The organism is Devosia sp. P2_G7, assembly GCF_056403495.1.
The window spans coordinates 145249-171040 of record NZ_JBFUFI010000007.1 but is presented as its reverse complement, the minus strand read 5'-3'; the positions used below and the strand labels follow the sequence as shown (position 1 = coordinate 171040).

Annotated in this window: 25 protein-coding genes; 13 read left to right on the top strand and 12 right to left on the bottom strand. The window is 64.9% G+C overall.

What is annotated here, in order from left to right:
* Window positions 1-26 precede the first annotated feature (26 nt).
* From fsa to AC1DWU_RS13500, 4 genes are all read right to left on the bottom strand, one after another.
* On the bottom strand, window positions 27-680 hold the full coding sequence (gene fsa / locus AC1DWU_RS13515) for a fructose-6-phosphate aldolase (protein WP_477150510.1): 654 nt from the start codon (window positions 678-680) through the stop codon (window positions 27-29).
* An 82-nt stretch (window positions 681-762) separates the two neighbouring features.
* The gene (locus AC1DWU_RS13510; RefSeq protein ID WP_477150509.1) at window positions 763-1947 is read right to left on the bottom strand and encodes an amino acid aminotransferase; all 1185 of its coding nucleotides are present in this window, start codon (window positions 1945-1947) and stop codon (window positions 763-765) included.
* Between the two features lie 216 nt (window positions 1948-2163).
* Window positions 2164-3090: an electron transfer flavoprotein subunit alpha/FixB family protein gene (locus AC1DWU_RS13505; RefSeq protein ID WP_477150508.1), complete on the bottom strand. Its 927-nt coding sequence runs from the start codon at window positions 3088-3090 to the stop codon at window positions 2164-2166.
* Window positions 3090-3848 carry an electron transfer flavoprotein subunit beta/FixA family protein gene (locus AC1DWU_RS13500; protein WP_477150507.1) on the bottom strand — a complete coding sequence of 253 codons (759 nt, stop codon included), beginning with the start codon at window positions 3846-3848 and terminating at the stop codon, window positions 3090-3092. The genes AC1DWU_RS13505 and AC1DWU_RS13500 overlap by 1 nt, the downstream gene beginning before the upstream one ends.
* 353 nt (window positions 3849-4201) lie before the next feature.
* On the opposite strand from AC1DWU_RS13500, the gene AC1DWU_RS13495 reads away from it, so the two are divergent.
* From AC1DWU_RS13495 to AC1DWU_RS13485, 3 genes are all read left to right on the top strand, one after another.
* Window positions 4202-5362, top strand: a complete 1161-nt coding sequence (locus tag AC1DWU_RS13495; RefSeq protein WP_477150506.1) for a M20 aminoacylase family protein — start codon at window positions 4202-4204, stop codon at window positions 5360-5362.
* 104 nt (window positions 5363-5466) lie between these two features.
* A complete protein-coding gene (locus AC1DWU_RS13490; protein ID WP_477150505.1) occupies window positions 5467-6519 on the top strand; it encodes an AbrB family transcriptional regulator in 1053 nt (350 codons plus the stop codon).
* Window positions 6520-6572: 53 nt separating this feature from the next.
* Window positions 6573-6887: a hypothetical protein gene (locus tag AC1DWU_RS13485; protein WP_477150504.1), complete on the top strand. Its 315-nt coding sequence runs from the start codon at window positions 6573-6575 to the stop codon at window positions 6885-6887.
* A 219-nt stretch (window positions 6888-7106) separates the two neighbouring features.
* On the opposite strand, the gene AC1DWU_RS13480 is transcribed toward AC1DWU_RS13485, so the two are convergent.
* Complete coding sequence (locus AC1DWU_RS13480; RefSeq protein ID WP_477150503.1) at window positions 7107-8753, bottom strand: alpha-amylase family glycosyl hydrolase; 1647 nt, start codon at window positions 8751-8753, stop codon at window positions 7107-7109.
* A 155-nt stretch (window positions 8754-8908) separates the two neighbouring features.
* On the opposite strand from AC1DWU_RS13480, the gene AC1DWU_RS13475 reads away from it, so the two are divergent.
* Window positions 8909-9310, top strand: coding sequence for a DUF1761 domain-containing protein (locus AC1DWU_RS13475; protein ID WP_477150502.1), 402 nt, complete (start codon window positions 8909-8911; stop codon window positions 9308-9310).
* 212 nt (window positions 9311-9522) lie between these two features.
* Here the strand turns inward: AC1DWU_RS13475 and AC1DWU_RS13470 are convergent, their stop codons facing one another.
* On the bottom strand, window positions 9523-9930 hold the full coding sequence (locus AC1DWU_RS13470) for a cyclic nucleotide-binding domain-containing protein (protein ID WP_477150501.1): 408 nt from the start codon (window positions 9928-9930) through the stop codon (window positions 9523-9525).
* A gap of 139 nt (window positions 9931-10069) precedes the next feature.
* Here AC1DWU_RS13470 and AC1DWU_RS13465 point away from each other — a divergent pair, with 139 nt between their 5' ends.
* Both AC1DWU_RS13465 and AC1DWU_RS13460 read left to right on the top strand, forming a co-directional pair.
* Window positions 10070-11044 carry a LuxR family transcriptional regulator gene (locus AC1DWU_RS13465; protein ID WP_477150500.1) on the top strand — a complete coding sequence of 325 codons (975 nt, stop codon included), beginning with the start codon at window positions 10070-10072 and terminating at the stop codon, window positions 11042-11044.
* 118 nt (window positions 11045-11162) lie between these two features.
* Window positions 11163-11465, top strand: a complete 303-nt coding sequence (locus tag AC1DWU_RS13460; protein ID WP_477150499.1) for a DUF4242 domain-containing protein — start codon at window positions 11163-11165, stop codon at window positions 11463-11465.
* A gap of 56 nt (window positions 11466-11521) precedes the next feature.
* On the opposite strand, the gene AC1DWU_RS13455 is transcribed toward AC1DWU_RS13460, so the two are convergent.
* Together AC1DWU_RS13455 and AC1DWU_RS13450 are read right to left on the bottom strand one after the other, a co-directional pair.
* The gene (locus AC1DWU_RS13455; RefSeq protein WP_477150498.1) at window positions 11522-12304 is read right to left on the bottom strand and encodes an SDR family NAD(P)-dependent oxidoreductase; all 783 of its coding nucleotides are present in this window, start codon (window positions 12302-12304) and stop codon (window positions 11522-11524) included.
* A 2-nt stretch (window positions 12305-12306) separates the two neighbouring features.
* The gene (locus AC1DWU_RS13450) at window positions 12307-13236 is read right to left on the bottom strand and encodes a 2-hydroxyacid dehydrogenase (RefSeq protein WP_477150497.1); all 930 of its coding nucleotides are present in this window, start codon (window positions 13234-13236) and stop codon (window positions 12307-12309) included.
* Window positions 13237-13565: 329 nt separating this feature from the next.
* Between AC1DWU_RS13450 and AC1DWU_RS13445 the strand changes: the two genes are divergently transcribed.
* From AC1DWU_RS13445 to AC1DWU_RS13435, 3 genes are read left to right on the top strand one after another with little or no spacing between them, the layout of a single operon-like run.
* Window positions 13566-14984 (top strand): circularly permuted type 2 ATP-grasp protein, encoded by a 1419-nt coding sequence (locus tag AC1DWU_RS13445; RefSeq protein ID WP_477150496.1) that lies wholly within the window; start codon window positions 13566-13568, stop codon window positions 14982-14984.
* A 2-nt stretch (window positions 14985-14986) separates the two neighbouring features.
* Window positions 14987-15931 carry an alpha-E domain-containing protein gene (locus AC1DWU_RS13440; RefSeq protein ID WP_477150495.1) on the top strand — a complete coding sequence of 315 codons (945 nt, stop codon included), beginning with the start codon at window positions 14987-14989 and terminating at the stop codon, window positions 15929-15931.
* Window positions 15931-16743 (top strand): transglutaminase family protein, encoded by an 813-nt coding sequence (locus AC1DWU_RS13435; protein WP_477150494.1) that lies wholly within the window; start codon window positions 15931-15933, stop codon window positions 16741-16743. Before AC1DWU_RS13440 ends, AC1DWU_RS13435 begins: the two co-directional genes overlap by 1 nt.
* Before the next feature lie 156 nt (window positions 16744-16899).
* Here AC1DWU_RS13435 and AC1DWU_RS13430 read toward each other — a convergent pair whose 3' ends face one another.
* Complete coding sequence (locus tag AC1DWU_RS13430; RefSeq protein WP_477150493.1) at window positions 16900-17835, bottom strand: AEC family transporter; 936 nt, start codon at window positions 17833-17835, stop codon at window positions 16900-16902.
* A 176-nt stretch (window positions 17836-18011) separates the two neighbouring features.
* On the opposite strand from AC1DWU_RS13430, the gene AC1DWU_RS13425 reads away from it, so the two are divergent.
* The 4 genes from AC1DWU_RS13425 to glpK all read left to right on the top strand — a co-directional run bounded on the left by AC1DWU_RS13425 (window position 18012) and on the right by glpK (window position 22614).
* The gene (locus tag AC1DWU_RS13425) at window positions 18012-18668 is read left to right on the top strand and encodes an outer membrane protein (protein WP_477150492.1); all 657 of its coding nucleotides are present in this window, start codon (window positions 18012-18014) and stop codon (window positions 18666-18668) included.
* 150 nt (window positions 18669-18818) lie between these two features.
* Complete coding sequence (locus tag AC1DWU_RS13420) at window positions 18819-19601, top strand: DeoR/GlpR family DNA-binding transcription regulator (protein WP_477150491.1); 783 nt, start codon at window positions 18819-18821, stop codon at window positions 19599-19601.
* Entirely contained in the window at window positions 19598-21127 is a 1530-nt protein-coding gene (glpD, locus tag AC1DWU_RS13415) for a glycerol-3-phosphate dehydrogenase (RefSeq protein ID WP_477150490.1), read from the top strand. The genes AC1DWU_RS13420 and glpD overlap by 4 nt, the downstream gene beginning before the upstream one ends.
* Window positions 21124-22614, top strand: coding sequence for a glycerol kinase GlpK (glpK, locus tag AC1DWU_RS13410; RefSeq protein ID WP_477150489.1), 1491 nt, complete (start codon window positions 21124-21126; stop codon window positions 22612-22614). Before glpD ends, glpK begins: the two co-directional genes overlap by 4 nt.
* A gap of 28 nt (window positions 22615-22642) precedes the next feature.
* On the opposite strand, the gene AC1DWU_RS13405 is transcribed toward glpK, so the two are convergent.
* The 3 genes from AC1DWU_RS13405 to AC1DWU_RS13395 form a co-directional block, all read right to left on the bottom strand.
* Complete coding sequence (locus AC1DWU_RS13405) at window positions 22643-23338, bottom strand: L,D-transpeptidase (RefSeq protein ID WP_477150488.1); 696 nt, start codon at window positions 23336-23338, stop codon at window positions 22643-22645.
* Between the two features lie 284 nt (window positions 23339-23622).
* Window positions 23623-24741 carry an epoxide hydrolase family protein gene (locus tag AC1DWU_RS13400; RefSeq protein WP_477150487.1) on the bottom strand — a complete coding sequence of 373 codons (1119 nt, stop codon included), beginning with the start codon at window positions 24739-24741 and terminating at the stop codon, window positions 23623-23625.
* A gap of 329 nt (window positions 24742-25070) precedes the next feature.
* The gene (locus AC1DWU_RS13395; RefSeq protein ID WP_477150486.1) at window positions 25071-25598 is read right to left on the bottom strand and encodes a CAP domain-containing protein; all 528 of its coding nucleotides are present in this window, start codon (window positions 25596-25598) and stop codon (window positions 25071-25073) included.
* Between the last annotated feature and the right edge of the window lie 194 nt (window positions 25599-25792).

Sequence of the window (25792 nt, the reverse complement as noted above, 5' to 3'; positions counted from 1 at the left end):
TGCCCTGCCCGTTTGCACCGTCGATCCTAGAGGATCGACTGGCCCGTGCTCTTCCAATCCTTCACGAACGCCTCGAGCCCCGACTTGGTCAGCGGGTGGTCGGCGAGCTTGTAGATCACCGCCGGCGGGATGGTGGCGACGTCGGCACCGGCGAGGGCCACTTCGGTGATGTGGTTCGGGGTACGGATCGAGGCCGCGAGGATCTCGGTGGCGAAGGAGTAGTTGTCGTAGATCGTGCGGATGTTCTCGATCAGCTCGACGCCGTCGGCGTTGATGTCGTCGAGGCGGCCGATGAACGGCGAGATGTAGGTGGCGCCGACCTTGGCTGCGAGCAGCGCCTGGTTGGGCGAGAAGCAGAGCGTGACGTTGGTCTTGATGCCTTCCTTGGAGAAGGTCTTGGTGGCCTTGAGGCCATCGATGGTCAGCGGGACCTTCACGACGACGTTCTCGGCGAGCTTGGCCAGCACATGGCCCTCGGCGATCATGCCGTCATAGTCGGTGGCGGCGACTTCGGCCGAGACCGGGCCGGGGACAATCGAGCAGATCTCCTTGATCACGTCCTTGAACTGGCGGCCGGACTTGGCGATCAGCGAGGGATTCGTCGTCACCCCGTCCAGAAGGCCGGTTTCATAGAGATCGCGGATGTCCTTGATCTCGGCGGTATCGACGAAGAACTTCATTGGGTTTCCTCCAGGAAACAGCGTTATTTGTCTGCCTAATAGGTAGTCAATTTCCGGCGCGGAGCAAGGCCGCGGCAGGTCTTCAGCGAATAGCGGCGAGCATCTTGTCGGCCAACTCGCCGATGCGATCCTCGGGGATTCCCGCGACGTTGATGCGACTGTCGTTGATCATGTAGATGCCGTCGTCGAGCTTGAGCTTGGTGACGACATCCTCGGGCAGCCCGAGCAGCGAGAACATCCCGGTGTGCTCGGCGATGAAATCGAAATCCTTCGAATTCGACCGCTGGCGGATAGCGTCGGCGAGTTTGACGCGCAGGCGCTTCATGCGTTCCCGCATCTCGGTCAGTTCGGCTTCCCACTCGGCGCGCAGTTCCTTGTCCTCGAGGATGACGCGGACGATTTCCGCACCATGGTCGGGGGTCTGGCTGATGGTGGCGCGGATGACGTTCTGCATCTGGCTGGAGACGACATCGGCGCTATCGCTGTCCCTGGCAATGGCGATGGCGACGCCGGCACGCTCGCGGTAGAGGCCGAAGTTCTTGCTCGCCGAGAAGGCGACCATCGACTCGGGCACCGAGGACACGACCTTGCGCACACCATAGGCGTCGGCCTCGAGGCCATCGCCGAAGCCGAGATAGGCGAGATCGACCAGCGGGAAGGCGCCGGTGCGCTTCAGGCTCTCGACCACCTGGTCCCACTGCGCATTGGTGAGGCTGGCGCCCGTCGGGTTGTGGCAGCAGCCGTGCAGCAGCACGATGTCGTCGGAGTTCAGCGTGTCGAGCGCAGCCAGCATCGCCGGGAAATCGACGACGCGGGTCTTGTGGTCGAAATACGGGTAGTAGACCGGGGTAAGGCCGGCGAGCTCGGCCATCGGCCAATGGTTCGGCCAGCTCGGATCGGAAATGAAGATACGGCCCTTCGGCCGGGCGCGACCGAGGACGTTCATCAGGATCGACAGCGCACCGGTACCGCCGGCACCGTTGACGCAGCGGATGCGCTTCTGGTCAACCACGCCACCCAGCGCCAGATCGACGATGGCGGCGGAGAATTCCTTGTTGCCGACCACACCCTTGTAGGTCTTGGTCTTGGCGCTATCGAGGATGCGCTGCTCGGCCTTCTTCACCGACGACATGACGGGCGTGACACCCTTGGGATCTTTGTAGACGCCGACGCCGAGGTCGATCTTTCCATCGCGGGGATCGGCGGCATACTCGGCCATCAGCACGAAAATCTTGTCGAGCGTGGCCTTCTTGAGGGTCTCAAACATCAGTCATGTCCGGGGAAAACGAGGGCGGGGTGTTTATAGGCGGTAGCGGGGGAATTGCAACGGGGCGGATGGTCTGAGCGGGAAGAGTACCCCCCACCCTGTCCCTCCCCCGCAAGGGGGGAGGTGACGCTCACACCGGCGCCGGTGTTTTGGTCTCCCTCCCCCTTGCGGGGAGGGGACAGGGGTGGGGGTATGTTCCCCGCACCGGCCTGTTCGTCAGCGTTTCAACCCCGCAATCAACTGCGGCACCACCTCGAACAGGTCCCCGACCAGCGCGATGTCCGCGATCTTCATCAGCGGCGCCTCGGGGTCCTTGTTGATGGCGATGATCTTCTTGGCGCCCTGGATGCCGGCGAGGTGCTGCAGGGCGCCCGAGATGCCGATGGCGATGTAGAGGTCGGGGGCGATGATCTTGCCAGTCTGGCCGACCTGCCAGTCGTTGGGGGCGTAGCCGGCATCGACCGCGGCGCGGGTGGCGCCGACAGCGGCGCCGAGGACCTTCGCGAGATCGGAGACCAGCGCGAACTTTTCCGCCGAGCCGAAGGAGACACCGCCCGCGACGACGATCTGGGCGGTCGAGAGGTCGGGCAGGTCGCTCTCGGTGCGGTGCGCGGCGATGAAACGGGCGACTGCGGCGACATCGGTGTCGACCGCGTGGATCGGGGCGCTATTGCCCGAGGCGGCGGGGCGGAAGGCCGAGGCGCGGATGGTGAGGAGGTGCTTGGCTTGGCCGGACGAGACGGTTTCGATGGCGTTGCCGGCGTAGATCGGACGATCGAAGCGGGTCGGGCCGTGGATGGCGACGACGTCGGTGACCGGCATAAGGTCGAGCTTGGCGGCGAGGCGCGGGATGGCGTCGCGGCCGGTCGAGGCAGCGGCAGCTGCGATGTGGCTGTAGGGCTCGGCGAGGCGAGCGAGCAGTGCGGCGACGGCCTCGGGCGAGAGGCTGGCAAGCGTCGCGCTATCGGCGACGAGGACCTTTTCGACGCCGGCGAGCTTGGCCGCTTCGGCAGCAACGGCGGAGACCCCCTGCCCTGCCACCAGAACATCGACCGGGCCGAGCTTTTCGGCGGCGGCGACGATGCGGGCGGTGGCGGCGGAGAGCGTGCCGAGGTCGTGTTCGGCGAGAACCAGTACGGCCATCAGAGCGCCTCCAGCTCGGACAATTCGGACTTGATGGCGGCAGTCAGCGCGGCAGTGTCAGCGATCTTGCGGCCGGCGACCCGCTCGGCAGGCGGGCTGACCTTTTCGAGCTTCAGGCGCGGCGTAAGATCGACGCCGAACTCGGCGGCGGGGCGCACCGCCAGCGGCTTCGAGCGCGCCTTCATCACCATGGGCAGCGCGGCGTTGCGCGGCGTGTTGAGGCGGAGATCGGCGGTGACGATGGCGGGGAGCGAGACGCCCACCGTGGCGCGGCCGTAGTCGACCTCGCGGGTGACTTCAAGACCATCGCCCACGACCTTGATCTCGGAGGCGAAGGTCGCCTGCGGCCAGTCGAGCAGGCCGGCGAGCATTTGGCCGACTTGGTTGGAATCGTCATCCACGGCTTGCTTGCCGAGCAGCACCAGATCGGGCTTTTCCTCCGCGACGACGGCCTTGAGCAGCTTCGCCACCGCGAGGGTTTCAACCCGGCCATCAGCCTCGATCAGGAGACCGCGATGAGCGCCCATGGCGAGGGCGGTGAGGATGACGTCGTTGCTCTGCTTGGGGCCGATGGAGACGACGACGATTTCAGTCGCGTGCCCGGCTTCCGCAAGTTGCACGGCGGCCTCGACGGCGTGCTTGTCGAAGGGGTTCATCGACATGCGCACGTTCTCGGTCTCGACGCCCGACCCATCGGGGCGGACGCGGACACGCACCGCGTGATCGACAACGCGCTTGACGGCAACGAGGATTTTCATCGGTTCCTCCGGTGTTGCCGGGTGTTTGGCAAATATGGCGGGGAGGGGCAAGTTCGGGCGGGGAATTTCTGACTACTAGGGAGGGGGTTGGGGAGAATGGCGTGCCTCTGCGCCGATAGGCCGGTGCGGGAAGAGTACCCCCGCCCCTGTCCCCTCCCCGCAAGGGGGAGGGAGACCAAAACACCGACGCCAGTGCGGGCGTCTCCGTCCCCCTTGCGGAGAGGGGACAGGGGTGGGGGTGTCTTTGGAACTCAGTGCCTATGGCAGACGATTGCGCCCTTGCGACGTCTGCCGGGTTGACGCCCCTACCCTCGTCCCCGCACATTGTCGCCTTACTAGCGTTCAGGTTCTTCATGCCCGTTATCAACCGTATCGCGGAATTCGCCGACGAGGTCGCCGAATGGCGCCGCGACTTCCACGTTCACCCCGAACTTCTGTACGACCTGCCCCGCACCTCGGGGAAAGTTGCCGAGCTGTTGCGCTCGTTCGGCGTCGACGAAGTGGTGACCGGGATCGCGAAAACCGGTGTGGTCGGGGTGATCAAGGGGCGTGGACCGGGCAAGACCATCGGGCTGCGCGCCGACATGGATGCGCTGCCGATCGCCGAGCGGACCGATAAGCCCTATGCAAGCGGGACATCGGGCCGCATGCATGCCTGCGGGCATGACGGGCACACCGCGATGCTGCTGGGCGCGGCGAAATATCTCGCCGAGACGCGCAATTTCGACGGCAACGCGGTGGTGATCTTCCAGCCGGCCGAAGAGGGTGGCGCCGGTGGCCGGATGATGGTGCAGGAGGGGATGATGGACCGCTTCGGCATCGAAGAGGTCTATGGCATGCACAACATGCCGGGGACGCCTGCCGGCCATTTCGCCATCCGCACCGGTGGCATCATGGCGGCGAGCGACGAGTTCAAGATCACAGTCGAGGGCCAGGGCGGCCACGCGGCGTTTCCGCAGAACACTGTCGATCCAGTGATGATCGCGGCGCAGCTGATTGTCGCGTTGCAGACGATCGTCTCGCGCAACGTCGACCCGATGCGTTCCGCGGTGCTGTCGGTCACCATGATGCGGGCCGGCGAGGCGTTCAACATCATCCCGCAGAGCGTGCAACTGACCGGCACGGTGCGGACGCTCGACGAGGCGGTGCGCGACCTGATGGAAGCGCGGCTGAAATCGGTGAGCCAGCAGCTCGCCGCGACCTTTGGCGCCAAGGCCGAGGTGACCTACCGGCGCGGCTATCCGGTGACGGTGAACGCGGCCGACCAGACCGCCTATGCCGCCGAGGTGGCAGGCGCGGTGGCCGGGGCCGACAATGTGAACACCGGCGTCGACCCGACGATGGGCGGCGAGGACTTCTCATATATGCTGCAGGCGCGGCCGGGGGCCTTCATCTTCCTCGGCAACGGGCCAACCTCGCAACTGCACAGCGACACCTACGACTTCAACGACGAGATCATTCCGGCGGGGGTGAGCTACTGGGTGAAGCTGGTCGAGGGCACGTCGCAGGGGTGACGGGACAGGGGTGGGGTCCGCACCTACCTCCGAATGGATCGCTTTCCCCACCCCGCCGACTCGTGGATAGTTAGCGTCCTAGCCATCTCGATTCCCCACGCCATATGACCGCCCCCCTTGCCGCTGGCACGGTTGCCCGCCGGACGTTCGTGACATTGCTGATCTCGGCAGCCGGCGGAGGCGTCGCGGCGGCGCTCGGCCTGCCCGGCGCGTGGCTTATGGGCGGGGCCCTGGCGGTGGCGATCGCGGCGCTGCTGGGCGCCAAGGTGATGCTGCCCAACTGGCTGCGCGACGCGGCATTCGTGTTCACCGGGCTGTCGATGGGCGCGAGCGTAGCGCGCGATTCGCTGGCGCTGATGGTGCAGTGGCCGGTGACGCTGGCGGCGCTGGTGGTGGAGCTGATCCTGATCATCTCGCTCACCGGCTATCTGCTGCGCAAGCTCTTCGGGCTCGACCGCGGCACCGCCTATCTCAGCTCGTTCCCCGGGCACCTGAGCTTCGTGATGGCAATCGCCGCGGCGGGGGTCGGCGATACGCGGCAGATCATCATCATCCAGGTGATCCGCATCCTGATGCTGACGATCTGCGTGCCGATCGGCGCGCTATTCCTGCCGCTCGGGCAGCATAGCGGCGGGCCGGGAGCGGCGCCGATGGGGTACGACACGCTGGCGCTCATGGCGGTCGGGTGTGCCATTACCGGCTTCATTTTCACCAGGCTCAGGATCCCGGCCGGCTATGCGCTTGGCGCCATGGCGGCGTCGATCACCGCCAAGTTCGCTGGCTGGTTCGAGGGCGCGGTGCCGCTGCCGGTGCTGATCGGCACGTTCATCCTGATCGGCGCGCTGATCGGCTCGCGCTTCAACGGCATCACCCGCGACGAGTTCAAGCAGGCGGCGATCGGCGGGTTGGCCGGCACGGCGCTGACCGTGGGCATCTGCACGCTGGTGACGTTCGCCGTGGCGCCGTTCGTCGACATGCCGTTCGGGCAGATCTGGCTGGGGCTGTCGCCGGGGGCGCTCGAGGGCATGGGGGCGCTGGGTATTGCGCTCGGGTTCGACACGGCGTTCATCGCGGCGCATCATGTGAGCCGGCTGCTGCTGCTCACCTTCGCCATCCCGGTAGTGGCGATGCTGGTGCGCGAGAAAGACCTACCCTAGGCATGCAATTGCCAAAATCAGCGGCTAAGCGCCTGCCATTCATGGAGAAACAGATGTTGCGCCAGCTGATCATTGCCACCCTTGCCTGCGCCGTTGCGGCCGTTACCCCGGCACTGGCACGCGAGAACTGCGACCTGAACGGCAGCCGGCCGGGGCTGACGGTGGAGTTCGGCTTCTCGATCGGCGGCAAGAAGGGCGGCGACAGCTTCGACCACGACATCGCCATGATGGAACTGCGCAAGCGCGGCGTCATCGCCCGCTCGGTCAGCAAGGCGTCGGACGGCTGCATCGAGGCCTTCGTGCAGTACCCGGACGGGTCGTGGCACAGCGATTATTATGATCCCGATACGTGGGAACAGGTGGACTGAGGGGGCTCCCGGCTTCTGCGTCTGGCCCCCGATGCCTCAGGGGAGCGCCTTCTCCCCTTGTGGGAGAAGGTGGCCGACAGGCCGGATGAGAGGTCCGTAACCGGAGGTTGCACGATCGGCGCGAAGCGACGAGCGATTGAGTGCGCGGAGAGAGACCCCTCATCCGCCCTTCTGGCACCTTCTCCCACAAGGGGAGAAGGCACCGACTGAGAGATTGGATCAGCCCTTCTTCCTTCTGCCCCCAAACGCCACTTTCATCTCGCCTGTCCCGAAGAAAGCAAACCCGTTCGCCGCGAGCTTGAGCTTGCCCTTTCGCCGTTCGGCGCCATGCGACAGCTCCAGCGGCTCCAGCCCCTCGCCGCCATCCAGCGTCGCATTGATCGGGTCGGCCGAGAGGTTGAACAGGCAGGTGATGGCGCCGTCCTTGCCGGTGCGGCGGAAGGCCAGTAGCGGCTCGGCGACCTTGAAGAAGTCGATGTCGCCGGTGGCGAAAACCGGGTGGCTGCGGCGGAAGGCCAGCGCCTTTCGGTAGAAGTTGAGCGTCGAGTCGGGGTCGGCGTTCTGGCTAGCGACGTTGAGGGCCGAGTGGTTCGGTTTCACCGGCAGCCACGGCTTCACGTTCGAAAAGCCGTTCGGCGCCTCGCCCTCCTCCCACGGCATGGGCGTGCGGGCGCCGTCGCGGCCCTTGTATTCGGGCCAGAAACGGATGCCGGGCGGATCGGTGAGTTCCTCGAACAGGATGTCGGCCTCGGGCAAGCCGAGTTCCTCGCCCTGGTAGAGGCAGACGGAGCCTTTGAAGCTCAGCAGCATCGCGGCGGCCTGGCGGGCGAGATCAGCGGGGTTCGCCGAGTACGGCGCCCAGCGGGTCATGTGGCGGTTGACGTCGTGGTTCGAAAAGCTCCAGCACGGCCAGCCGTTCGGCGCTCCGGCAAAGAACTTCGCCATCTTGGTGCGGAAGTGCTCGGCGGTGAACTCCGGCCCGAGCATGTCGAAGGTGTAGGCCATGTGCAGCTTGTCGCCGCCGGAGGTGTATTCCTCCATCAGTTGCAGGCCGCGATGGCTGTCGCCCACCTCGCCGACCGTGGTGGTGCCTGGGTACTGGTCGAGCAGCTTCCGCACCCGCTTCAGGAACGCGACGTTCTCGGGCTGGCTCTTGCCGAACTTGTGGTCCTGCATGTCGTAGGGATTGACCGCGTAAGGCAGGTGCTTGGGTCGGCGAGCGGGCGGATTGCTGCGGAGCTGCTTGTCCTGGAAATAGTAGTTCACGGTGTCGAGGCGGAAGCCGTCGACGCCGCGCTCGAGCCAGAAGCGCATGACGTCGAGCACCGCATCCTGCACATCCGGATTGTGGAAGTTGAGGTCGGGCTGCTCGATCAGGAAATTGTGGAAGTAGTACTGCCCGCGGCTGGGGTTCCACTCCCAGGCGCGGCCGCCGAAGACGCTCGGCCAGTTGTTCGGCGGCGAGCCGTCGCGCTTGGGGTCGGCCCAGACGTACCAATCCGCCTTGGTGTTGGTGCGGTTGAGCTTGCTCTCGCGGAACCACGGGTGCTGGTCGGACGAGTGGGACAGCACCTGGTCGATGATCACCTTGAGGCCGAGCGCGTGGGCGCGCTTGATCAGGTCGTCGAAGTCTTCGAGGCTGCCGAACAGGCGGTCGACATCCTTGTAGTCGGAGACGTCGTAGCCCATGTCGCGCTGCGGCGACTGGTTGATCGGCGAAAGCCAGATGCAATCGACGCCGAGGCTGGCGATGTGATCGAGCCGTCGCATGATGCCCGGCAGGTCGCCGATGCCGTCGCCGTTGCTGTCCTGAAACGACCGCGGATAGACCTGATAGATCACCGCGCCGCGCCACCATTCCGTCATTGAAGTCTCCGCCGTAACGTGGCCAGCACTGTCGCGAGCGGCCGCCGGAAAGGCAATCGCTTAAAGGACATATGGGTTCCCCGGCAATTGCGGGGCGATTTGCTTCGGCAGTAGAATTTAGCCCGGCGCGAGGGGCGCCGTGGGGAGTTCGAAAAATGCTTCCGATCAACTGGTTGGCCGTGCTTGTCGCCGCGATCATCCGCATGGCGGTGGGATTTGCGTGGTATTCGCCGCCGCTGTTCCTGAAGCCCTGGCAGGCGGTGACCGGGGTGACGCCGGAGTCGATGCGGGCGGGACTGGGCAAGGCGATGGTGGTGGACGTCATCGCCTCGCTGATCATGTCGTTCGCGCTGGCCAACATCATCGTCGGCGCCGGCATCACCGATTGGCTCAACGGCGCGCTGGCCGGCTTCTGGGTGTGGCTCGGTTTCATGGCGACACTGATGGTGTCGCTGTGGGGATATGAGAACCGCTCGCTGAGGCTGATCGCCATCAACCTCGGCAACAACCTGATCGCCCTGGTGCTGATGGGGGCGTTGCTGGCGGTTTGGCGGTAGGGGAGATGCCGGCAGGATAGGCTGGTTCGGGAAGAATCCCCCCACCCTGTCCCTCCCCCCGCAAGGGGACGCTCACACTGACGTCGGTTGAGCTGGGAACTGCCGGAGGGCACCTGTACGAAGCCGAGGTACCAGGCGAATTTCACCAATGATTTCAAAAAGATCGTCGGCCGGGCGCCGACGGAGTATGCCCGGGAGGTGCGGGGCGAGCCTCAGTCGCTGCCGCGGACGGCGACCGCTTGTTCAACCTTGGCGAGGACGACGGGAAATCGCTCGATGTAGGAATCAAGGTGCAGCCGTTGAATCATCAGGCACTGCGTGTCGGTGAGCGCCCTCACGCTCGCCACGCGCGTCGAATGCTTCATGTTCGCGATCTCGCCGAAGAAATCGCCGGCCCCCAGCTTATTGACGACCTTTTCCTCCGGCTTGCCTAGAGCCTTGATGACTTCAACGCTGCCGGAAACGATGAGGAAGAAGGCCGCGCCGACGCGTCCCTCCCGTAGGATCACACGCCCCGGCTCATAGGTCTCGACGCGCGTGGACGGGATCAGTTCCTCGAGGTCCGCTTCGTTCATCTCGCTGAAGAGCGGCGTCTGCTTCAACAGATCGACTATTTCCATCGGCGCGCTCCCTGACGGAAGTCACCATGTAGCAAATACCGCTCTGCTTCAGAGGTCAACGCGCTTGCGCCCTGCGGTCCGGCAGCAGTCCCGGCCCGGCCGTGCCGTGCTATGATGCTTGTCCACCGGAGGGACCGGTATGAAAGAGGCGTCAGAGACGGATCGGGCCGCGATCATTCACCTGATTGAGTCTGAAACGGCGGCGTTCTGGAACAAAGACTTCGACGCCTGGGCTCAGTTCTGGGTGCATGATGACTATGTTCGCCGCTGGGGCTGGTGGGCGGCTCGCGGCGGCATAACGGTGCGCGACGGATGGGACGACCATGCGGCCCGTATGCGACGGTTGATGATGGCCAACCCTGCTCGCAATGAGTCCACGGCGGCGGTGCGCCGCAAAAAGCTCGTCGTCCGAGTTGGCGGCGACGTGGCGTGGGCGACTTTCGACCAGCATGCTCCGAGTACCGGCGACGGCATGGACGTGCCAGGTCTCACCCATGAGATGCGAATCCTCGAAAAGCATGACGGCGAATGGAAGATCGCCTGCCTGTTCTTTTTGCAGCGTTCGATGGACCATCTCAGTTCCGCGGTTGTCAGGGTGGATGAGCAGGCACGCATCATGTGGATGAACGCCGCCGCGGAATCCGAAGTCGGCACGAGCGAAGTGATCGAAAAGCGAGCCGGTCGCCTGCGCGCCGTCGATCGGGCTGCGGACCAGCTTCTGAAGGCGGCTGTCCGCTGGGCAGCGCACCTCGATGACGAACTCTATCCTGAGCGGGCAGCTGTGCCGATCGTGCTCAACGGCGGCAACGGCACCCCGGTCAACGTATGCTGGGTTATCGGGGAAAGCGGCCTGGTGCTCGTCTCGATCAACGACCGGCCCATGACGGAGCAGCGTCTGACGGCCGCATCGCTGGTCTACGGCATCACCCCTGCCCAATTGCGGCTCGCAAAGCTGATCATTGGCGGCCATGACATCGTCACGGCAGCCAAGCTGCTCGAGGTCAGCGTCAACACGGCACGCACCCACCTGCAGCGCATGTACGACCGAACCGGAGTTCGCTCTCAGCCCGCATTGGTGCGGGCCATGCTGAGCGTGGCGCGGCCGCTGGGTTGAACCAGCGCGACTATTTCGCCGCTTGTCGCAAGAACTCATGACAATCCGCTTCGCGGACGTGGCGTAGCCTGGTCCGGTGCCGCGCGATTTGACCGCGGCAAACTTCGAGGAGGACGTCATGGACCTTTATGCTATCCGCCGCCGTAGCGCGTGGGCCACTGCCGGCGAGCTACAGGCAGCCGCCGCCAAGTCGACCAGAATCGGCAACGATGAGATGCCCGATCGCGTCCGCTGGATACGCAGCTATGTGATTAAGGAGCCAGACGGCAGACTCGGCACCGTCTGCATCTACGAGGCACGCGATCCGGAATCGATCCGCGAGCACGCCCGCCGGGTCGGTATGCCGGGAGACGAACTGTTTCCGATCGCAGATACGGTGATCATCCGCCCAGATCCCGTGGCCGTCGAAGCCGTTGCCTAATTGCGGCTGGCCGCCAGCCCAGGTCGGCTGAAACGAACCGTCCCGCCTTCAGCCGCTCAGCCCTCGTATGCCACCGACGGCATCTGCGTGGCGTACTTGCCACCCGAGACGTCGATCGAGGCGCCGGTGATGTAGCCGGCGAGGTCGGAGGCGAGGAAGCAGATGAGGTTGGCGACGTCCTGCGGGTCGCCCCAGCGGCGAAGCGTCAGGGTGTCGAGCAGGCGCTGCTGGCGGGCGTCGGGGAGGCCCGCGAAACCGTTCATGTCGGTGGGGATCATGCCCGGTGCGTAGGAGTTCACCGTGACGTTGAAGGGGCCGAGTTCGCCGGCGAGCACGCGGGTGAACTGCACCACCGCGGACTTGGACGCCGCATAAGCGGCACTGCCGATCGAGGGGATGATGGCGGCGAACGACGCGGCGTTGAGGATGCGGCCGGAATTCTGGCGCTGCATGATCGGAGCCACCGCCTGGCACACCAGGAACGTGCCCTTGGTGTTGATGTCGAAGTTGCGGTCCCAGACCTCCTCGGGCAGCTTGTCGACCCGGGCCCCGCCGGCGACGCCGGCATTGTTGACGAGGATATCGACGCGGCCGAAGGCCTTGTCGACGGCGCCCACCGCGGCGGTGACCTGCGCTGCCTCGCGCACGTCGCAGAGGATGCGAAGTCCAGGCCAGCCGGCCTCGGTCCACTCCATCGCTGCGTCGTCCAGCAGGTCCTGACGGGCATCGACGATGGCGACGGTGACACCCTCGGCGGCGAGGGTCTTGGCGATGACGCGACCAATGCCGCGGCCGGCGCCCGTGACGATGGCAACTTTGTTCTTGAGATCAATCAGCATGTTCAGACCACCGCGCTCGGGAGAGGTTCGCCGGCGAAATGCGCGACGATGTTGGCAACCACCAGATCGCCCATCTTGTTGCGCGTCTGGTGCGTGGCGCTGCCTTGATGGGGCGAGAGGACGACATTATCGAGGCTGAAGAAGCCCTCGGGCACCTGCGGCTCCTTCTCGAACACGTCGAGCGCGGCGCCGCCTAGCTTCTTCGATGTCAGGAGCTCAAGCATGGCGGCTTCGTCGATGAGCGTGCCGCGGGCCATGTTGACGATGAAGCCCTCGGGGCCGAGCGCTTCGAGCACTTCGCGCGAGACGATCTTTTCGGTGCCCTTGCCGCCTGGGGCAATGATCACCAGCCAGTCGCTGTCGCGGGCCATGTCGACGAGCTTGTCGTAGAAAATGTAGGGCTCGTCGTGCTGGCGGGAGCGGCCGTGGTAGACGACGCGCATCTTCATGGCCTGGCAGCGGGTGGCGATTTCCTTGCCGATGCGGCCCAGCCCGAGAATGCCGACGGTCTTGCCGTTGAGCTCGGTGAGCAGCGGGAAGCCGCCTTTCGGCCACTTGCCCTGGCGCACGAACTGGTCGCCCTGCGGAATGCGGCGCGCGAGGCCGATCATCAGGCCGAGGGTGAGTTCAGCCACGGCGTCGTTGAGGACGTTCGGGGTGTTGGTGACGCGGATGTTGCGCTGCTTTGCCGCCTTGGTGTCGATCGAGTCGTAGCCGACGCCGAAATTGGCAATGATCTCGAGCTTGGGGAGCCTGTCCATCAGCGCGCCATCGACGTTGCCGCCAGCGATGGCGCGGATGCGCGGCGAGATTTCCTTGATCAACCCGTCCTTGTCGGCCGCCTCATGCAGCTTGTGCACGGTGTAGCGCGCCGCCAGCGCCTGTTCGCAGCGATCGAGCAGCTTATGTGTCTGAAGAATCTCTTCCGGCATCAGTCCATCCCTCTTTGGGCGACGGTTGTATGGTAGTTTTTCGCGGGGGTGAAGGCGACGTTGGTGGGATGGGTCCGGAGGCCGATGAGCCGGTGCGGAAAGAATACCCCCTCCCCCTGTCCCCTCCCCGCAAGGGGGAGGGAGACGCTCACACTAGTGCTGGTGTTTTGGTCTCCTCCCCCTTTGCGGGGGAGGGACAGAGTGGGGGGTATTCTTCCCGCACCGCCCTGTCATTCCAGCGCCTTGGCCATCGAACCCGGCTTGTGGCCCTTCAGTAAACGTGTACCAATGAGTCGCGAGTGGGATAGGCCGTAAGCCCTTGGGAGTTGATGTCCGCAACGCCGTTTGACGAAATGACCAATGCGGATGCCTCTGTCCGCGCGCCCTACCACATCCTGGAAGAGTGGCTGAAAGAGCAGCCGCCACAAGCACTGGGCCTGATGTCGGCTGACGCCGAGAGCCTGTTTCGCCGGCTGGGCATCACCTTCGCTGTCTATGGCAGCGACCAGGGCACTGAAAAGCTCATCCCGTTCGACATCATCCCGCGCATCATTTCAGCGATGGAATGGCGGCGGCTGTCGAAGGGCATCGAGCAGCGGGTGCGGGCGCTCAACGCCTTCCTCTACGACATCTACCACCGCCAGGAGATCTTGAAGGCCGGGCGGGTGCCGGAAAAGCTGATCCTCAACAACTCGGCGTTCTGCCCAGAGATGATGGGGCTCGATCCGGCGCGCGGGGTCTATTCGCACATCATCGGCGTCGACATCGTGCGAACCGGGCCCGACGATTTCTACGTGCTAGAGGACAACCTCCGCACCCCCTCGGGCGTCAGCTACATGCTGGAGAACCGCGAGGCGATGCTGCAACTCGCCCCGGAACTGTTCCAGCGCTACAAGGTGGCGCCGGTCGAGACCTATCCGGAGACGCTGCGGCGGACGATGGAGAGCGTGGCGCCGGGCGGCATCCATGGCTCGCCCAACCTCGTGGTGCTGACGCCGGGCATCCACAACTCGGCCTATTTCGAGCACTCGTTCCTCGCCGACCAGATGGGCGCCGAGCTCTGCGAAGGGCAGGACCTGTTCGTCGATGGCGGCAAGGTCTACATGCGGACCACCAAAGGCCCCGAGCGGGTCGACGTGATCTACCGCCGCATCGACGACGACTTCCTCGACCCGCTGACCTTCCGGCCGGATTCAATGCTGGGCGTACCGGGGCTGTTCGATGCCTATCGCGCCGGCAACGTGACGCTGGTCAACGCGCCGGGCACCGGCATCGCCGACGACAAGGCGGTGTACGTCTACGTGCCGGAGATCATCGAGTTCTATCTCGGCGAGAAGGCGCTGCTTAAGAACGTCCCCACCTACAACTGCACCAATGACGACGAGCGGGCCTATGTGCTCGAGCATCTCGAGGAGCTGGTGGTGAAGGAGGTGCACGGCTCGGGCGGCTACGGCATGCTGGTAGGCCCGGCCTCGACCAAGGCGATGCGCGAGGAGTTCCGGAAGAAAATTCTCGCCCGGCCCGACAACTATATCGTCCAGCCAACGCTGGCGCTTTCGACCTGCCCGACCTTTGTGGAGAAGGGCATCGCGCCGCGGCATGTCGACCTCCGTCCTTACGTCCTCTGCGGCGACGACATCCGGATCACGCCGGGCGGGCTCACCCGCGTGGCGCTGAAGAAGGGATCGCTGGTGGTGAATTCGTCGCAGGGCGGCGGCACCAAGGACACCTGGGTGCTGGAGGACTGACCATGCTGGGACGCACCGCACAAAACCTCTTCTGGCTCAGCCGCTATATCGAGCGGGCCGAAAACATGGCCCGGATGTTCGAGGTGGGCTATCGCATGAGCCTCACCTCGCGGCGCGAGGGCGGGGCCTCGGAGCACCTGGTCTCGATGATGCAGGCGGCCGAGGCAGACGAGGGCTTCAACAAGAAGCACAAGCAGGCCGATGTCGCGAGCGTCGCCCACTACATGCTGTTCGACGAGGAGAACTATTCCTCGGTGAGATCGTGCCTGCTCGCGGCGCGCACCAATGCGCGCTCGGTGCGCACGGCACTGACCACCGAAATGTGGGAATCGATCAACGCCGCGTGGCTGGAATATTCAGCCATTCGGCCGCGGGATATCTCGGGCGCGAAGCTCCAGGAGCTGCTGTTCTGGGTGAAGCAGGTGAGCCATCGCTATCGCGGCGCCCTGCTCTCGACGTTCCTCCGCGACGCAGGCTACGCCTTTTCGCAGATCGGCAACTTCGTCGAGCGGGCCGACAATACGGCGCGTATCCTCGACATGAAGTATTACGTGCTGCTGCCGCGCGCCACGATGGTGGGCGGCGATGTCGATATCCAGCAGTGGACGATGATCCTCCGCGCAGCATCGGCGCATCGCAGCTACCGGCACGTCTACCACGACCGCTACAAGGCCTGGAACATTGCCGACTACCTGATCCTCAGGCCCGAGATGCCGCGCTCACTGATCTTCTGCGTGCAGTGGATCAACCGCACCATCGACATGCTCGAGGAGATCTATGGCGAGCGCACTGCGGGGCACGATGCCGCGGACGCGGTGACGGCGCTGCTGATGAACGCCAGCGTCGACCAGATCTTCGAAAATGGCCTCCACGAGTTCCTGACGGAGTTCATCGACCGGAACAACCGGATGACGGACGCCCTCGCCGAAAGCTACAACTTCTACTGATGAAGATCGCGATCCGACATTCCATGAGCCTGGCGCTCGGCCCCGGCATCAACCGCAGCGTGCAGCACCTGCTGCTGACGCCCTCGACCGGGCCGACGCAGACGGTGCGCGAGTGGAACATCGAGATGCCCGGCTTTGCCGCGGCGGCGAAGTTCGTCGACGCGTTCGGCAACAAGGCGCAGTTGGTGAGCCAGATCAAGCCCGAGGCCGAGCTGGTGATCAATGTGGCGGGCGTGGTCGACACAGTGGACCGCAACGGGGTAATCGGCCGGGTGCAGGGCGACATTCCGCCGGCGCTCTATCGCCGCCCAACGCCAGCGACCAAGGCGGCGGGGGCGATCACGAGCAAGTTCCGCACGCTGCCCAAGACCGGGCAGGACCGCATCGCGCTGCTGCACGGACTGATGGCGCGGGTGGCAGAGGTGGTGGGCGGATCCGAGCAGAGCCAGACCCAGGACGGGCAAAGCCAGAGCCAATCGCAGGGCGCAGCCGAGCATCCGGGGATGCGGCCGCCGGCAGCCGACTACGCGCACGCCTTCATCGGCGCGGCGCGGGCACTCGATATCCCGGCGCGCTATGTCACCGGATACCTCCATTCCGACGAGGCGCCGGCGACGCTGCATGCCTGGGCCGAAGCGTTCGACGACGGGCTGGGCTGGATCGGGTTCGACGCGATGCTGGTGCTTTGCCCCACCGACCGGCACGTCCGTGTCGCCGTGGGGCTCGACGCGGTCTCGACCATGGCGATCCGCTCGATCCCGGCAGTTGGCGAGCCGCAGGTGCTGGCAATGAGTGTCGAAGCGGCGCAGTAGGCTGCGTTTGCGGCCGGTGGCTGTGGACCCCCACCCCTGTCCCCTCCCCCTAAACATGGGGAGGGAGACGAAAACACCGGTGCCAATGTGAGGGTCTCCCTCCCCATTCTTGGGGGAGGGATCAAGGGTGGGGGTCACCCTCTACCGGATCGGCGGCTACAACCCCAGCAGATACAGCCACCCACTCACGGTCAGCACGCTCAGCACCGTCGAGATCAGGATGCTGTTGGCGGCGATGTGGACCGAGCGGTTGTAGTAGGTGGCGAAGACGTAGACGTTGATGCCGGCCGGCATCGCCGCGAGCAACACGCCGTAGCGGGCCAGGTCGTGGTCGATGTGGAGGATCGGCACCATGATCACCCAAGCGATCGCCGGCTGCACGATCAGCTTCAGCAGCGACATGGTGAGGGACTGCCCCCAGCTGTCACTGAGCTTGTAGTCGTTCAGCGCGCCACCGAGGCCGAACAGCGCGGCGGGGGTGACGGCGGCGGCCATCATGGCGATGAAGGCTTCGGCTGGCTCGATCAGCTTGACGTTCAGCAGGTTGGCGGCGGCGCCGAGCGCGATGCCCCAGAGCAGTGGGTTGGCGACGATGCGCATCAGAGCCACGCCTAGCGTCTTCAGCAGCGGCGCACCGTCACGGCGCAGCAGTTCCATGGTCAGCATGCCGGCGGTGATCAGCACCGGGGCGTGGAAGGCGATGATCGAGAAGGCGGTGGTGAGCGCTTCCTGCCCGTAAGCCCGCTGCACGACGGGGATGCCGACCAGCACGGTATTGGTGAACATGGCCGAAAAGCCCGAGGCGACGGCTTCGCCCGGCTTGTTGCGGAAGAGCTTGGCCGACAACACAATACCGATGACGAATACGGTGACCGCGCCGACATAGAACGGCACGATGACGCCCCAGTTGAAGGTCGTCGAAAAGTCCGAATGCAGCATGGCGTTGAACAGCAGGCACGGGGTCGCGAAGTTGTTCACGAACACCACCAGCCCACGCACGCCCTCGGACGGGAACAGGCGCAGCCGCACGGCGCCATAGCCGAGCGCGAGGATGGCGAAGACCGGCAGAATGACGTTGAGAATGGCGAGCATGGGCGCCCGGTCGGGAGGGGTGGTTCCTGATGCACGGGATGCGGGCGGGGGTCAATGACCTGACTGAGGCGTCCAAGATGACGCCATGATGTCGCCACAACGTTGCCAGGAAGCCACAGACAGTAACGGCAGACTCGGATATTGTTAGCAAGATTTCTTTGGTTTGGGACCTTGCAATGAAGTACTTGCTCGCAGCAGTTCTCGCCTCTACGGCGTTTGTTTCCGCCGTGCAGGCCGCTGATCTCATCGTCGAACCCGAGATCGCGGAGGCGGCAGCGGCCGCCTACGACTGGTCCGGCGGCTATGTCGGTGTCATCGGCGGCTATGGATGGGGCGAGGGCGCCATCGAAAATTTCCCCTTCGCCTTTGGTGGAGACGTGGAAGGCTGGCTGCTTGGCGTTGAAGCCGGTGCCAATTGGCAGATGGACCAGTTCGTCCTCGGCGTCGAAGGTGACATTGCCTGGACCAACATCTCCGGTGATTATCAGGGCTTCGCTCCCTTCATTGGCGACTTCGACCTTACTTGGCTGGGTACGCTGACCGCGCGAGCCGGTATCGCCGCCGACCGCGCCTTGTTCTACGTGGAAGCGGGCGCGGCCTTTGGTGAACTTGGAATATCGGGGATAGCGGCTGGCCCCGGCGCGTATGACGAGTCCAGTTGGTCGTTCGGCTGGACCGCGGGCGCTGGCGTCGAGTTCGCGCTCACAGACGAGATTACGGCCAAGGCCGAATACAACTATGTGGATCTCGGCGGTTTCGACTCCACTCTCTTCAGCGGCGAGTACGGTGTCACCGCGCACATCGTGAAGGGCGGCCTGAACTTCCAGTTCTGATCAACGCAACACGCGATTCTCACCCCGTCGCCCATCTGGGCGGCGGGGTTTTTCATTCCGCCCCGTCACCCGAAGTGAACCTCACCCGAACATTTCGCTATAGAAACGAACTTCGCCCGCGTATAAGCGAACCCGCACCTGGGGGACGACGTGGACGCGCTGACGCAGCGGCAGGATGACATCATGGCACTCGCCCGGCAGCACGGGCGGGTGGATGTCGAGGCATTGGCGCTGCAGTTCGCGGTCACGCCGCAGACCATCCGCAAGGACCTCAACGAGCTTTGCGACCGTAAGCTCCTCAATCGGCTACACGGCGGCGCCGCCTACCCCTCGGGCGTCTCGAACTACGCCTACGAGGCGCGCCGGCTCCTTGCGGCCGAGAGCAAGCGCCGGATCGGCCTTGCCGCCGCGGCGATGATCCCCGACCAGTCGTCGCTCATCCTCAATATCGGCACCACGACCGAGCAGGTGGCGATGGCGCTGCGCCGTCACACGGGCTTGATGGTGGTGACCAATAACATCAACGCCGCCAATATCCTGCGCGAGGTGCCGAGCGCCGAAGTGGTGATCGCAGGGGGCGTGGTGCGGCATGCCGATGGGGGCGTCGTGGGCGAGGCGGCGGTGGATTTCATCCGGCAGTTCCGGGTCGATTACGCGGTGATCGGCGCCTCGGCGATCGATGCCGACGGCACGCTGCTGGATTTCGATTTTCGCGAGGTGAAGGTGGCGCAGGCGATCATCGAAACGGCGCGCAAGACCATCCTCGTCGCCGACGCGATGAAGTTCGAACGCACTGCGCCGGTGCGGATCGGCCATCTCGAGCAGATCGATGTGTTCGTCACCGACCAACCACCCTCCCCCGCCATCGCCGCGATCTGCGCGGCGGCCGGCGTGGAACTCCAAATCGCAAGCGAAGGACTAGTGAATCAATGAACGACGCAGCAGCGAGCGACGCGGTCGACGTGTTCGTCATCGGCGGCGGGGTGAATGGCACCGGCATTGCCCGCGACGCGGTGGGCCGTGGGCACTCGGTGATGCTGGCGGAGATGCACGATCTCGCCTCGGGCACCTCGTCGGCCGCAACCAAGCTGGTGCATGGCGGCCTGCGCTATCTCGAGCACTACGAGTTCCGGCTGGTGCGCGAGTCGCTGATCGAGCGCGAAGTGCTGTGGTCCTCGGCGCCGCACATCATCTGGCCGCTGCGCTTCGTTCTCCCCTACGAGAAGAACCTGCGGCCGGCATGGCTGCTGCGGCTCGGGCTGTTCGTCTACGACCATCTCGGCGGCCGGAAGCTGTTGCCGGCGACCAAGACGCTGGACCTGACCAAGGATCCAGCCGGCCGGCCGCTGAAGCCGGGGCATACCGTGGCGTTCGAATATTCGGACGGCTGGGTGGACGACGCCCGGCTGGTGGCACTCAACGCCCGCGATGCGGCCGACAAGGGCGCAACGGTGCTGACGCAGACGCGGGTCGTGTCGGCGCGACGCGAGAACGGGCTGTGGACCATCGAGATGGAAGGCCCGGGCGGTAAGCGGAGCACCGCCCACGCGCGGCTGCTGGTCAACGCGGCCGGCCCTTGGGTCGATAAGGTAATCCGAGAGGCGGTGGGGCGTAACGAGGCCCATCACGTGCGGCTCGTGAAGGGCAGCCACATCGTCGTGAAGAAGCTGTTCGAGCACGACCGTTGCTACTTCTTCCAGAACGCCGATGGCCGGATCTTCTTCGCCATTCCCTACGAGGGCGATTACACGCTGATCGGCACCACCGACATGGACTACGAGGGCGATCCGACTGGGGTGAAGATCAGCGACGAGGAGATCGATTATCTCTGCGCGGCTGCCAGCGAGTACTTCATCAAGCCGGTGACGCGCGACGAGATCGTCTGGACCTATTCGGGCGTACGGCCGCTGTTCGACGATGGCGCCAGCGCCGCGCAGGAGGCCACGCGCGACTATGTGCTGAAGACCGAGGGCGAGGCCGGCAACGGGCCGCTGATCAACATTTTCGGCGGTAAGCTCACGACGCATCGGCGGCTCAGCGAGCAGGTGGTCGACAAGATCGACGGGCTCATCGGCAACAAGGGACCGCGCTGGACCAGGGGGGCACACCTGCCGGGCGGCGACTTTCCGCCTACGGCGTTCGACGCCGAGGTGCGGAAGCTCGCGGCAAAGAAGAAGAACCTCGATGCGGCGTTCATCCGGCGTCTGGTGCGAGCCTACGGCACGCTTGCGGCGGAGGTGCTGGGCGATGCACAGACCACCGCGGAACTCGGGGAGCATTTCGGCACGACGCTTTATGCGCGCGAGGTCGATTACCTGATGGATCGGGAGTGGGCGCGGACGGCTGACGACGTGCTATGGCGTCGCTCGAAGCAGGGGCTAAAGTTCAGGGAACACGAGAAGGCGGCACTGGCCAAATACATGGCTGAACGCCTCGCTGGAATGGGGACGAGACAATGAGCGGGAACATCCTCGCGATCGACCAGGGCACGACGTCGAGCCGGGCGATCATCTTCGACGATCGGCAGAAGATCGTCGGGCTGGGCAAGATGGAGTTCACCCAGCATTTCCCGCAGGATGGCTGGGTCGAGCACGTGCCCGAGGAGATCTGGGCCACGGCGCTGTGGAGCACCAAGACGGCGATCAAGAAGGCCAATATCAAGCCGTCGGAGATCGCGGCGATCGGCATCACCAACCAGCGCGAGACCACCATCGTCTGGGACCGCAAGACCGGCAAGGCCATCCACAATGCCATCGTCTGGCAGGACCGCCGGACGATGAAGCAGTGCGAGAAGCTGAAGAAGGACGGACATGAGAAGCTGGTCAGCAAGAAGACCGGCCTGCTGCTCGACCCCTATTTCAGCGCCACCAAGCTCGCCTGGATCCTCGACAATGTGCCAGGCGCACGGAAGCGGGCTGAGAGGGGCGAACTCGCCTTCGGCACGGTGGATTGCTACCTGATCTGGCGGCTGACCGGCGGCAGGAGCCACGCCACCGACGTGAGCAACGCCTCCCGCACCCTGCTGCTCAACATCAAGACCGGCGAATGGGACGACGAGCTGCTTAAGCTGTTCCGCATCCCGCGCGCCATCCTGCCCGAGGTGAAGGACAATGCCGACGATTTCGGCATGACCGACCCCGAGGTGTTCGGCGTTTCGATCCCGATCTATGGCGCGGCCGGCGACCAGCAGGCGGCGACCATCGGGCAGGCCTGCTTCCAGCCGGGAATGATGAAATCCACCTACGGCACTGGATGCTTCGCGCTGCTCAACACCGGCAGCGACATGGTGCGCTCGAAGAACCGGCTGCTCACCACCATCGCCTACCGGCTCAACGGCGAGACCACCTATGCGCTCGAAGGCGCCATCTTCATCGCCGGCGCGTCGGTGCAGTGGATGCGCGACATGCTGAAGATCTTCGAGAAATCGTCCGATGCGAGCGCGCTCGCATCGAAGGCCGACCCGACGCAGAATGTCTACCTGGTGCCAGCCTTCGTCGGGCTGGGGGCGCCGTGGTGGGATTCGGCAGCGCGCGGCTCGCTCACCGGGCTGACGCGCAATACCGGGCCGGCGGAGCTGGCGCAGGCGGCGCTCGAATCCGTCAGCTACCAGACGCGCGACCTGATCGACGCGATGCGCAAGGACTGGAAGGGCGCCAACGACACCGTGCTACGCGTCGATGGCGGCATGGTGGGCTCGGATTTCACCATGCAGTTCCTCGCCGACATCCTGAACACACCGGTCGACCGGCCGACGATCTTGGAGACGACGGCGCTGGGTGCCGCATGGCTGGCGGGCTGGAAGGCCGGGGTGTGGCCGGACCAGAAGGGGTTCGCGGAGCGCTGGGCGCTCGACCGGCAGTTCCAGCCGCGGATGGATGAGGCGCTGCGGACGCGGAAGCTGAAGGGCTGGCGCGATGCAGTGCGGCGGACGCTGAGTAGTACGTGAGTGAGGGCTGGCGCGGCCGACCCACCACCTATGCCTTCAGAACGACCACCTTCGTATTGACCGGCGTCTTCGAGTAGAGGTCGAACATGTCCTGTGTGAGCAGGCCGATACAGCCGCTTGAGATGCCCTTGCCAATCGTTTCGGGACGGCTTGTGCTGTAGAGCGTGTAAAGCGTGTAGACGCCGTTCTGATAGAGATAGAGCACCCGGGCGCCGAGCGGATTGTCCAGGCCCGGCGCCATGCCACCGGCATATTTGGCCGCCTCCGGCTGCCGCTTGATCATCTCCTGGGGCGGCGTCCATATCGGCCATTCGGCCTTGCGCCCGATATAGGCGTCGCCGCTCCACAAGAAGCCCGCGCGGCCAACACTGACGCCATAGCGGGTGGCGTTTCCATCGCCTTCAATGCGGTACACGTAGTGGTTGCGGGGATCGACGATGATCGTTCCGACTGCCTCCTTGCTGGCGTAACGCACCGTCCGGCGAAAGTATTTCGGGTCGACCTTGTTGACGTTGACCGCGGGGATAGGGAACCGCTCATCGGGCACCGGCCCGTAGACCTTTTCCGCTTCCGCCAGGCTCATGAGGCCGGACGGGGCGCAACCAGCAAGCGCCAACGCGCCGAGACCGGCGGCGGAGCCGAACATGAACGACCGGCGACTGAAAAGCCCCGACCGACCAGTCGCGTCCGGTTCGCCTGCAACAACCTTATCTTCTGCAATCATGACTTGAGGCCCTCTCCCCGTTGCCCGACCAAAAAACAGGCCCCCACCCGCTGAACGCTCTGACGCTAGACTGGTCCGGCACTGCTCACTTGGCAAGGATGGGCTTCGCCACGGTGCGTAATCGTGCACTCAGCGAGGCCCTGAGCGGGTGAAGGGAGGCTTCCCCTCGTCGTGGCGCGCGACCCGAAATGCGTTACCGATGAGAGACCGCCTTGGCGGAGCGCTCAAGCCTTGAGCGCCGGCCGAAAGTCGACCGGCGCCCTTGCGCAAGCTTGTTGTTGCGATCAGCTCTTGAGTAGCGCTGCGAACTCGCGGAGGTCGCCGACGAAGAACTCGGGGTCCTCCCAGGCTGCGAAGTGCCCGGCCCTCTCCATGTCGTGGAACTGGACCACATTGCCGGCGGTCTGGCGATCCGCCCATTCGCGCGGCAGGCGCACGCCACCCGGGATGGGAACCTCGGTCGCCACCGCCACCGGGACGCCGGTATTCGTACCCTTGATGGTCGGCGGCTGCATCGCGTTCTGGCTGTAGATCCGGAACGATGACGCTGCCGTCTCGGTCAGCCAGTAGATCATGATGTTGGTGATCAGCTCGTCGCGGCCGAACCGCGCATCCGCCTCGTCGCCGACGCCCATTCCGGCCATGAAGCTCAGGATCCAGGCCGCGAGACCCACCGGCGAGTCGTTCATCGCGAAGGCTAGGCTCTGCGGCTTGGTCGCATGCACCAGGTTGAACGCCCCGTGGGCGAAGAACCACTGCTGGATCGCGCCGGCATAGGCCTGCTCCGGCGGGGTCAGGACCGAAAAGTCGGTGGTCTGGTCCGGATAGCCGACGTCGGTCACATGGTAGCCGAGCAGCACCTCCGGATGACGCTGGGACAGCGACATCGAAATGATCGAGCCGCCATCGCCGCCAGCCGCGATGAACTTCTTGTACCCCAGCGTCTCGGTCATGAGGTGGGCGAAGAGATCGGCGACCTGATCCATCGGCAGCGCCGTCCTGCCCGAAAACCCGGTGCCGGGAATGGAGGGCACGACGACGTGGAAGTCCTTGGTCAGGGACTCGATCACCCGGTGGTAGCGGTAGAACGAGTCCGGCCAGCCATGGAGCAGCAGGAGGGGAACCGCGTTCGGGTTCGCCGAGGGGCGGTGGACGAAATGGATGTCGATGCCGTCCAGATTGACCTTGAAGTTCCCGAGCGCATTGAGGCTCGCCTCGGCCTTCCGCCAATCGTAGCCGTTGATCCAATAGTCGGTGAGGCCCTTGAGGTACTCGAGGTTGGTGCCGATGGCCCAGCCTGCATCGGCCGGCTGATCGGGCCAGCGGGTGTGCTGGAGCCGATACTTGAGGTCGGCGAGCTGCGATTCCGGGATAGCGATTTCGAAAGCGGCGGGGTTCGTCATGATCGAAGTCTCCTGTGAAAGGGCGGATCTGCCGGTAAAGCCGGCGAGCAGGGCTGAGGCTGCGAGGGCCTGGGAAAACTGACGGCGGTTCATCTCTCATCTCCACGCGTTGTTTGATGGGATGAGGCTACGAGGAGGGGCCGCGAGGAGATTGCAAAAATCCGACAATCACGGGTTGGCACCGACAGCCGCTCGCGCGCGTCACCGGAGGGGGCGACTAAAAAGGCAGCTTCGGCTACGCCGCTTCGGGCCAGAAGCGGTCAGCTGCGGACGTCCGCTTGGAAAGCCGATGTTCGGGCGGCTTTTCGCACCGCGCTAGAGTGTAGCCCTCAGTGCCAGGCCTCGAACGGCCCGCCGGCGATGAACGCCCAATAGGTCCGGTACTTGCTCGTGCGGTTCGCTGGCACCGTCGCCACCGCCAGTCCGAATTCCTGGAACTTGCTCGATAGCAGCGTGTCCCGGTGTGCCGGGCTCGCCAGCCAGCCGCTGATCGCCTGGTCGAGCGTCGACTGGCCGCCGGCGACGTTTTCACCCACGGCGCCGTCATAGCCGGCGGTGGTGACGCGCTGGCGCAGGGTGACGCCGAGGTCGTGCGACAGCGTATCCTTGGCGGCCATCAGGTTGGCTTGTGAGCGGGCCGCGGACTCAAGCTTGACGTTGTAGCGCAGCGGCGGCTTGCCGTTGGCGGCGCGGGTGCCGTTGATGGCGGAGAGGATATTGCCCTGCGACAGCTGGATCGGCGTGATGCCGGTCATGCTGCTGCCGCTCGGCCCCTTGGCCGGCGGCACGATCGAGGAACAGGCGCTCAGCAATGTCAGGGTGGCGAGAAGGAGAAGTCCGCAGCGCAGAAGCGTCATCAGCGAGTTCCAGAGCGAAGCGGCGGCAAGAGCGCGATAATCGTGGCAGCCGCGTGGCGTTGTGTCACGGGCAAGCACACGGTTGCGCGAGCGGGGCGGAACTACAAGGCATTTGAAGCTAATTAAGCATGATTTTGCATAGCGCTGGCCGGGCGCCCGGCATGCGCGCACCCTCTGTCCTGCAGCTGAGGGGC

Bases quoted from the DNA above. Each gene is read 5' to 3' on its own strand.
- fsa (WP_477150510.1), bottom strand. From the start codon at position 680: ATGAAGTTCTTCGTCGATACCGCCGAGATCAAGGACATCCGCGATCTC.
- AC1DWU_RS13510 (WP_477150509.1), bottom strand. From the start codon at position 1,947: ATGTTTGAGACCCTCAAGAAGGCCACGCTCGACAAGATTTTCGTGCTG.
- AC1DWU_RS13505 (WP_477150508.1), bottom strand. From the start codon at position 3,090: ATGGCCGTACTGGTTCTCGCCGAACACGACCTCGGCACGCTCTCCGCC.
- AC1DWU_RS13500 (WP_477150507.1), bottom strand. From the start codon at position 3,848: ATGAAAATCCTCGTTGCCGTCAAGCGCGTTGTCGATCACGCGGTGCGT.
- AC1DWU_RS13495 (WP_477150506.1), top strand. From the start codon at position 4,202: ATGCCCGTTATCAACCGTATCGCGGAATTCGCCGACGAGGTCGCCGAA.
- AC1DWU_RS13490 (WP_477150505.1), top strand. From the start codon at position 5,467: ATGACCGCCCCCCTTGCCGCTGGCACGGTTGCCCGCCGGACGTTCGTG.
- AC1DWU_RS13485 (WP_477150504.1), top strand. From the start codon at position 6,573: ATGTTGCGCCAGCTGATCATTGCCACCCTTGCCTGCGCCGTTGCGGCC.
- AC1DWU_RS13480 (WP_477150503.1), bottom strand. From the start codon at position 8,753: ATGACGGAATGGTGGCGCGGCGCGGTGATCTATCAGGTCTATCCGCGG.
- AC1DWU_RS13475 (WP_477150502.1), top strand. From the start codon at position 8,909: ATGCTTCCGATCAACTGGTTGGCCGTGCTTGTCGCCGCGATCATCCGC.
- AC1DWU_RS13470 (WP_477150501.1), bottom strand. From the start codon at position 9,930: ATGGAAATAGTCGATCTGTTGAAGCAGACGCCGCTCTTCAGCGAGATG.
- AC1DWU_RS13465 (WP_477150500.1), top strand. From the start codon at position 10,070: ATGAAAGAGGCGTCAGAGACGGATCGGGCCGCGATCATTCACCTGATT.
- AC1DWU_RS13460 (WP_477150499.1), top strand. From the start codon at position 11,163: ATGGACCTTTATGCTATCCGCCGCCGTAGCGCGTGGGCCACTGCCGGC.
- AC1DWU_RS13455 (WP_477150498.1), bottom strand. From the start codon at position 12,304: ATGCTGATTGATCTCAAGAACAAAGTTGCCATCGTCACGGGCGCCGGC.
- AC1DWU_RS13450 (WP_477150497.1), bottom strand. From the start codon at position 13,236: ATGCCGGAAGAGATTCTTCAGACACATAAGCTGCTCGATCGCTGCGAA.
- AC1DWU_RS13445 (WP_477150496.1), top strand. From the start codon at position 13,566: ATGTCCGCAACGCCGTTTGACGAAATGACCAATGCGGATGCCTCTGTC.
- AC1DWU_RS13440 (WP_477150495.1), top strand. From the start codon at position 14,987: ATGCTGGGACGCACCGCACAAAACCTCTTCTGGCTCAGCCGCTATATC.
- AC1DWU_RS13435 (WP_477150494.1), top strand. From the start codon at position 15,931: ATGAAGATCGCGATCCGACATTCCATGAGCCTGGCGCTCGGCCCCGGC.
- AC1DWU_RS13430 (WP_477150493.1), bottom strand. From the start codon at position 17,835: ATGCTCGCCATTCTCAACGTCATTCTGCCGGTCTTCGCCATCCTCGCG.
- AC1DWU_RS13425 (WP_477150492.1), top strand. From the start codon at position 18,012: ATGAAGTACTTGCTCGCAGCAGTTCTCGCCTCTACGGCGTTTGTTTCC.
- glpD (WP_477150490.1), top strand. From the start codon at position 19,598: ATGAACGACGCAGCAGCGAGCGACGCGGTCGACGTGTTCGTCATCGGC.
- glpK (WP_477150489.1), top strand. From the start codon at position 21,124: ATGAGCGGGAACATCCTCGCGATCGACCAGGGCACGACGTCGAGCCGG.
- AC1DWU_RS13405 (WP_477150488.1), bottom strand. From the start codon at position 23,338: ATGATTGCAGAAGATAAGGTTGTTGCAGGCGAACCGGACGCGACTGGT.
- AC1DWU_RS13400 (WP_477150487.1), bottom strand. From the start codon at position 24,741: ATGACGAACCCCGCCGCTTTCGAAATCGCTATCCCGGAATCGCAGCTC.
- AC1DWU_RS13395 (WP_477150486.1), bottom strand. From the start codon at position 25,598: ATGACGCTTCTGCGCTGCGGACTTCTCCTTCTCGCCACCCTGACATTG.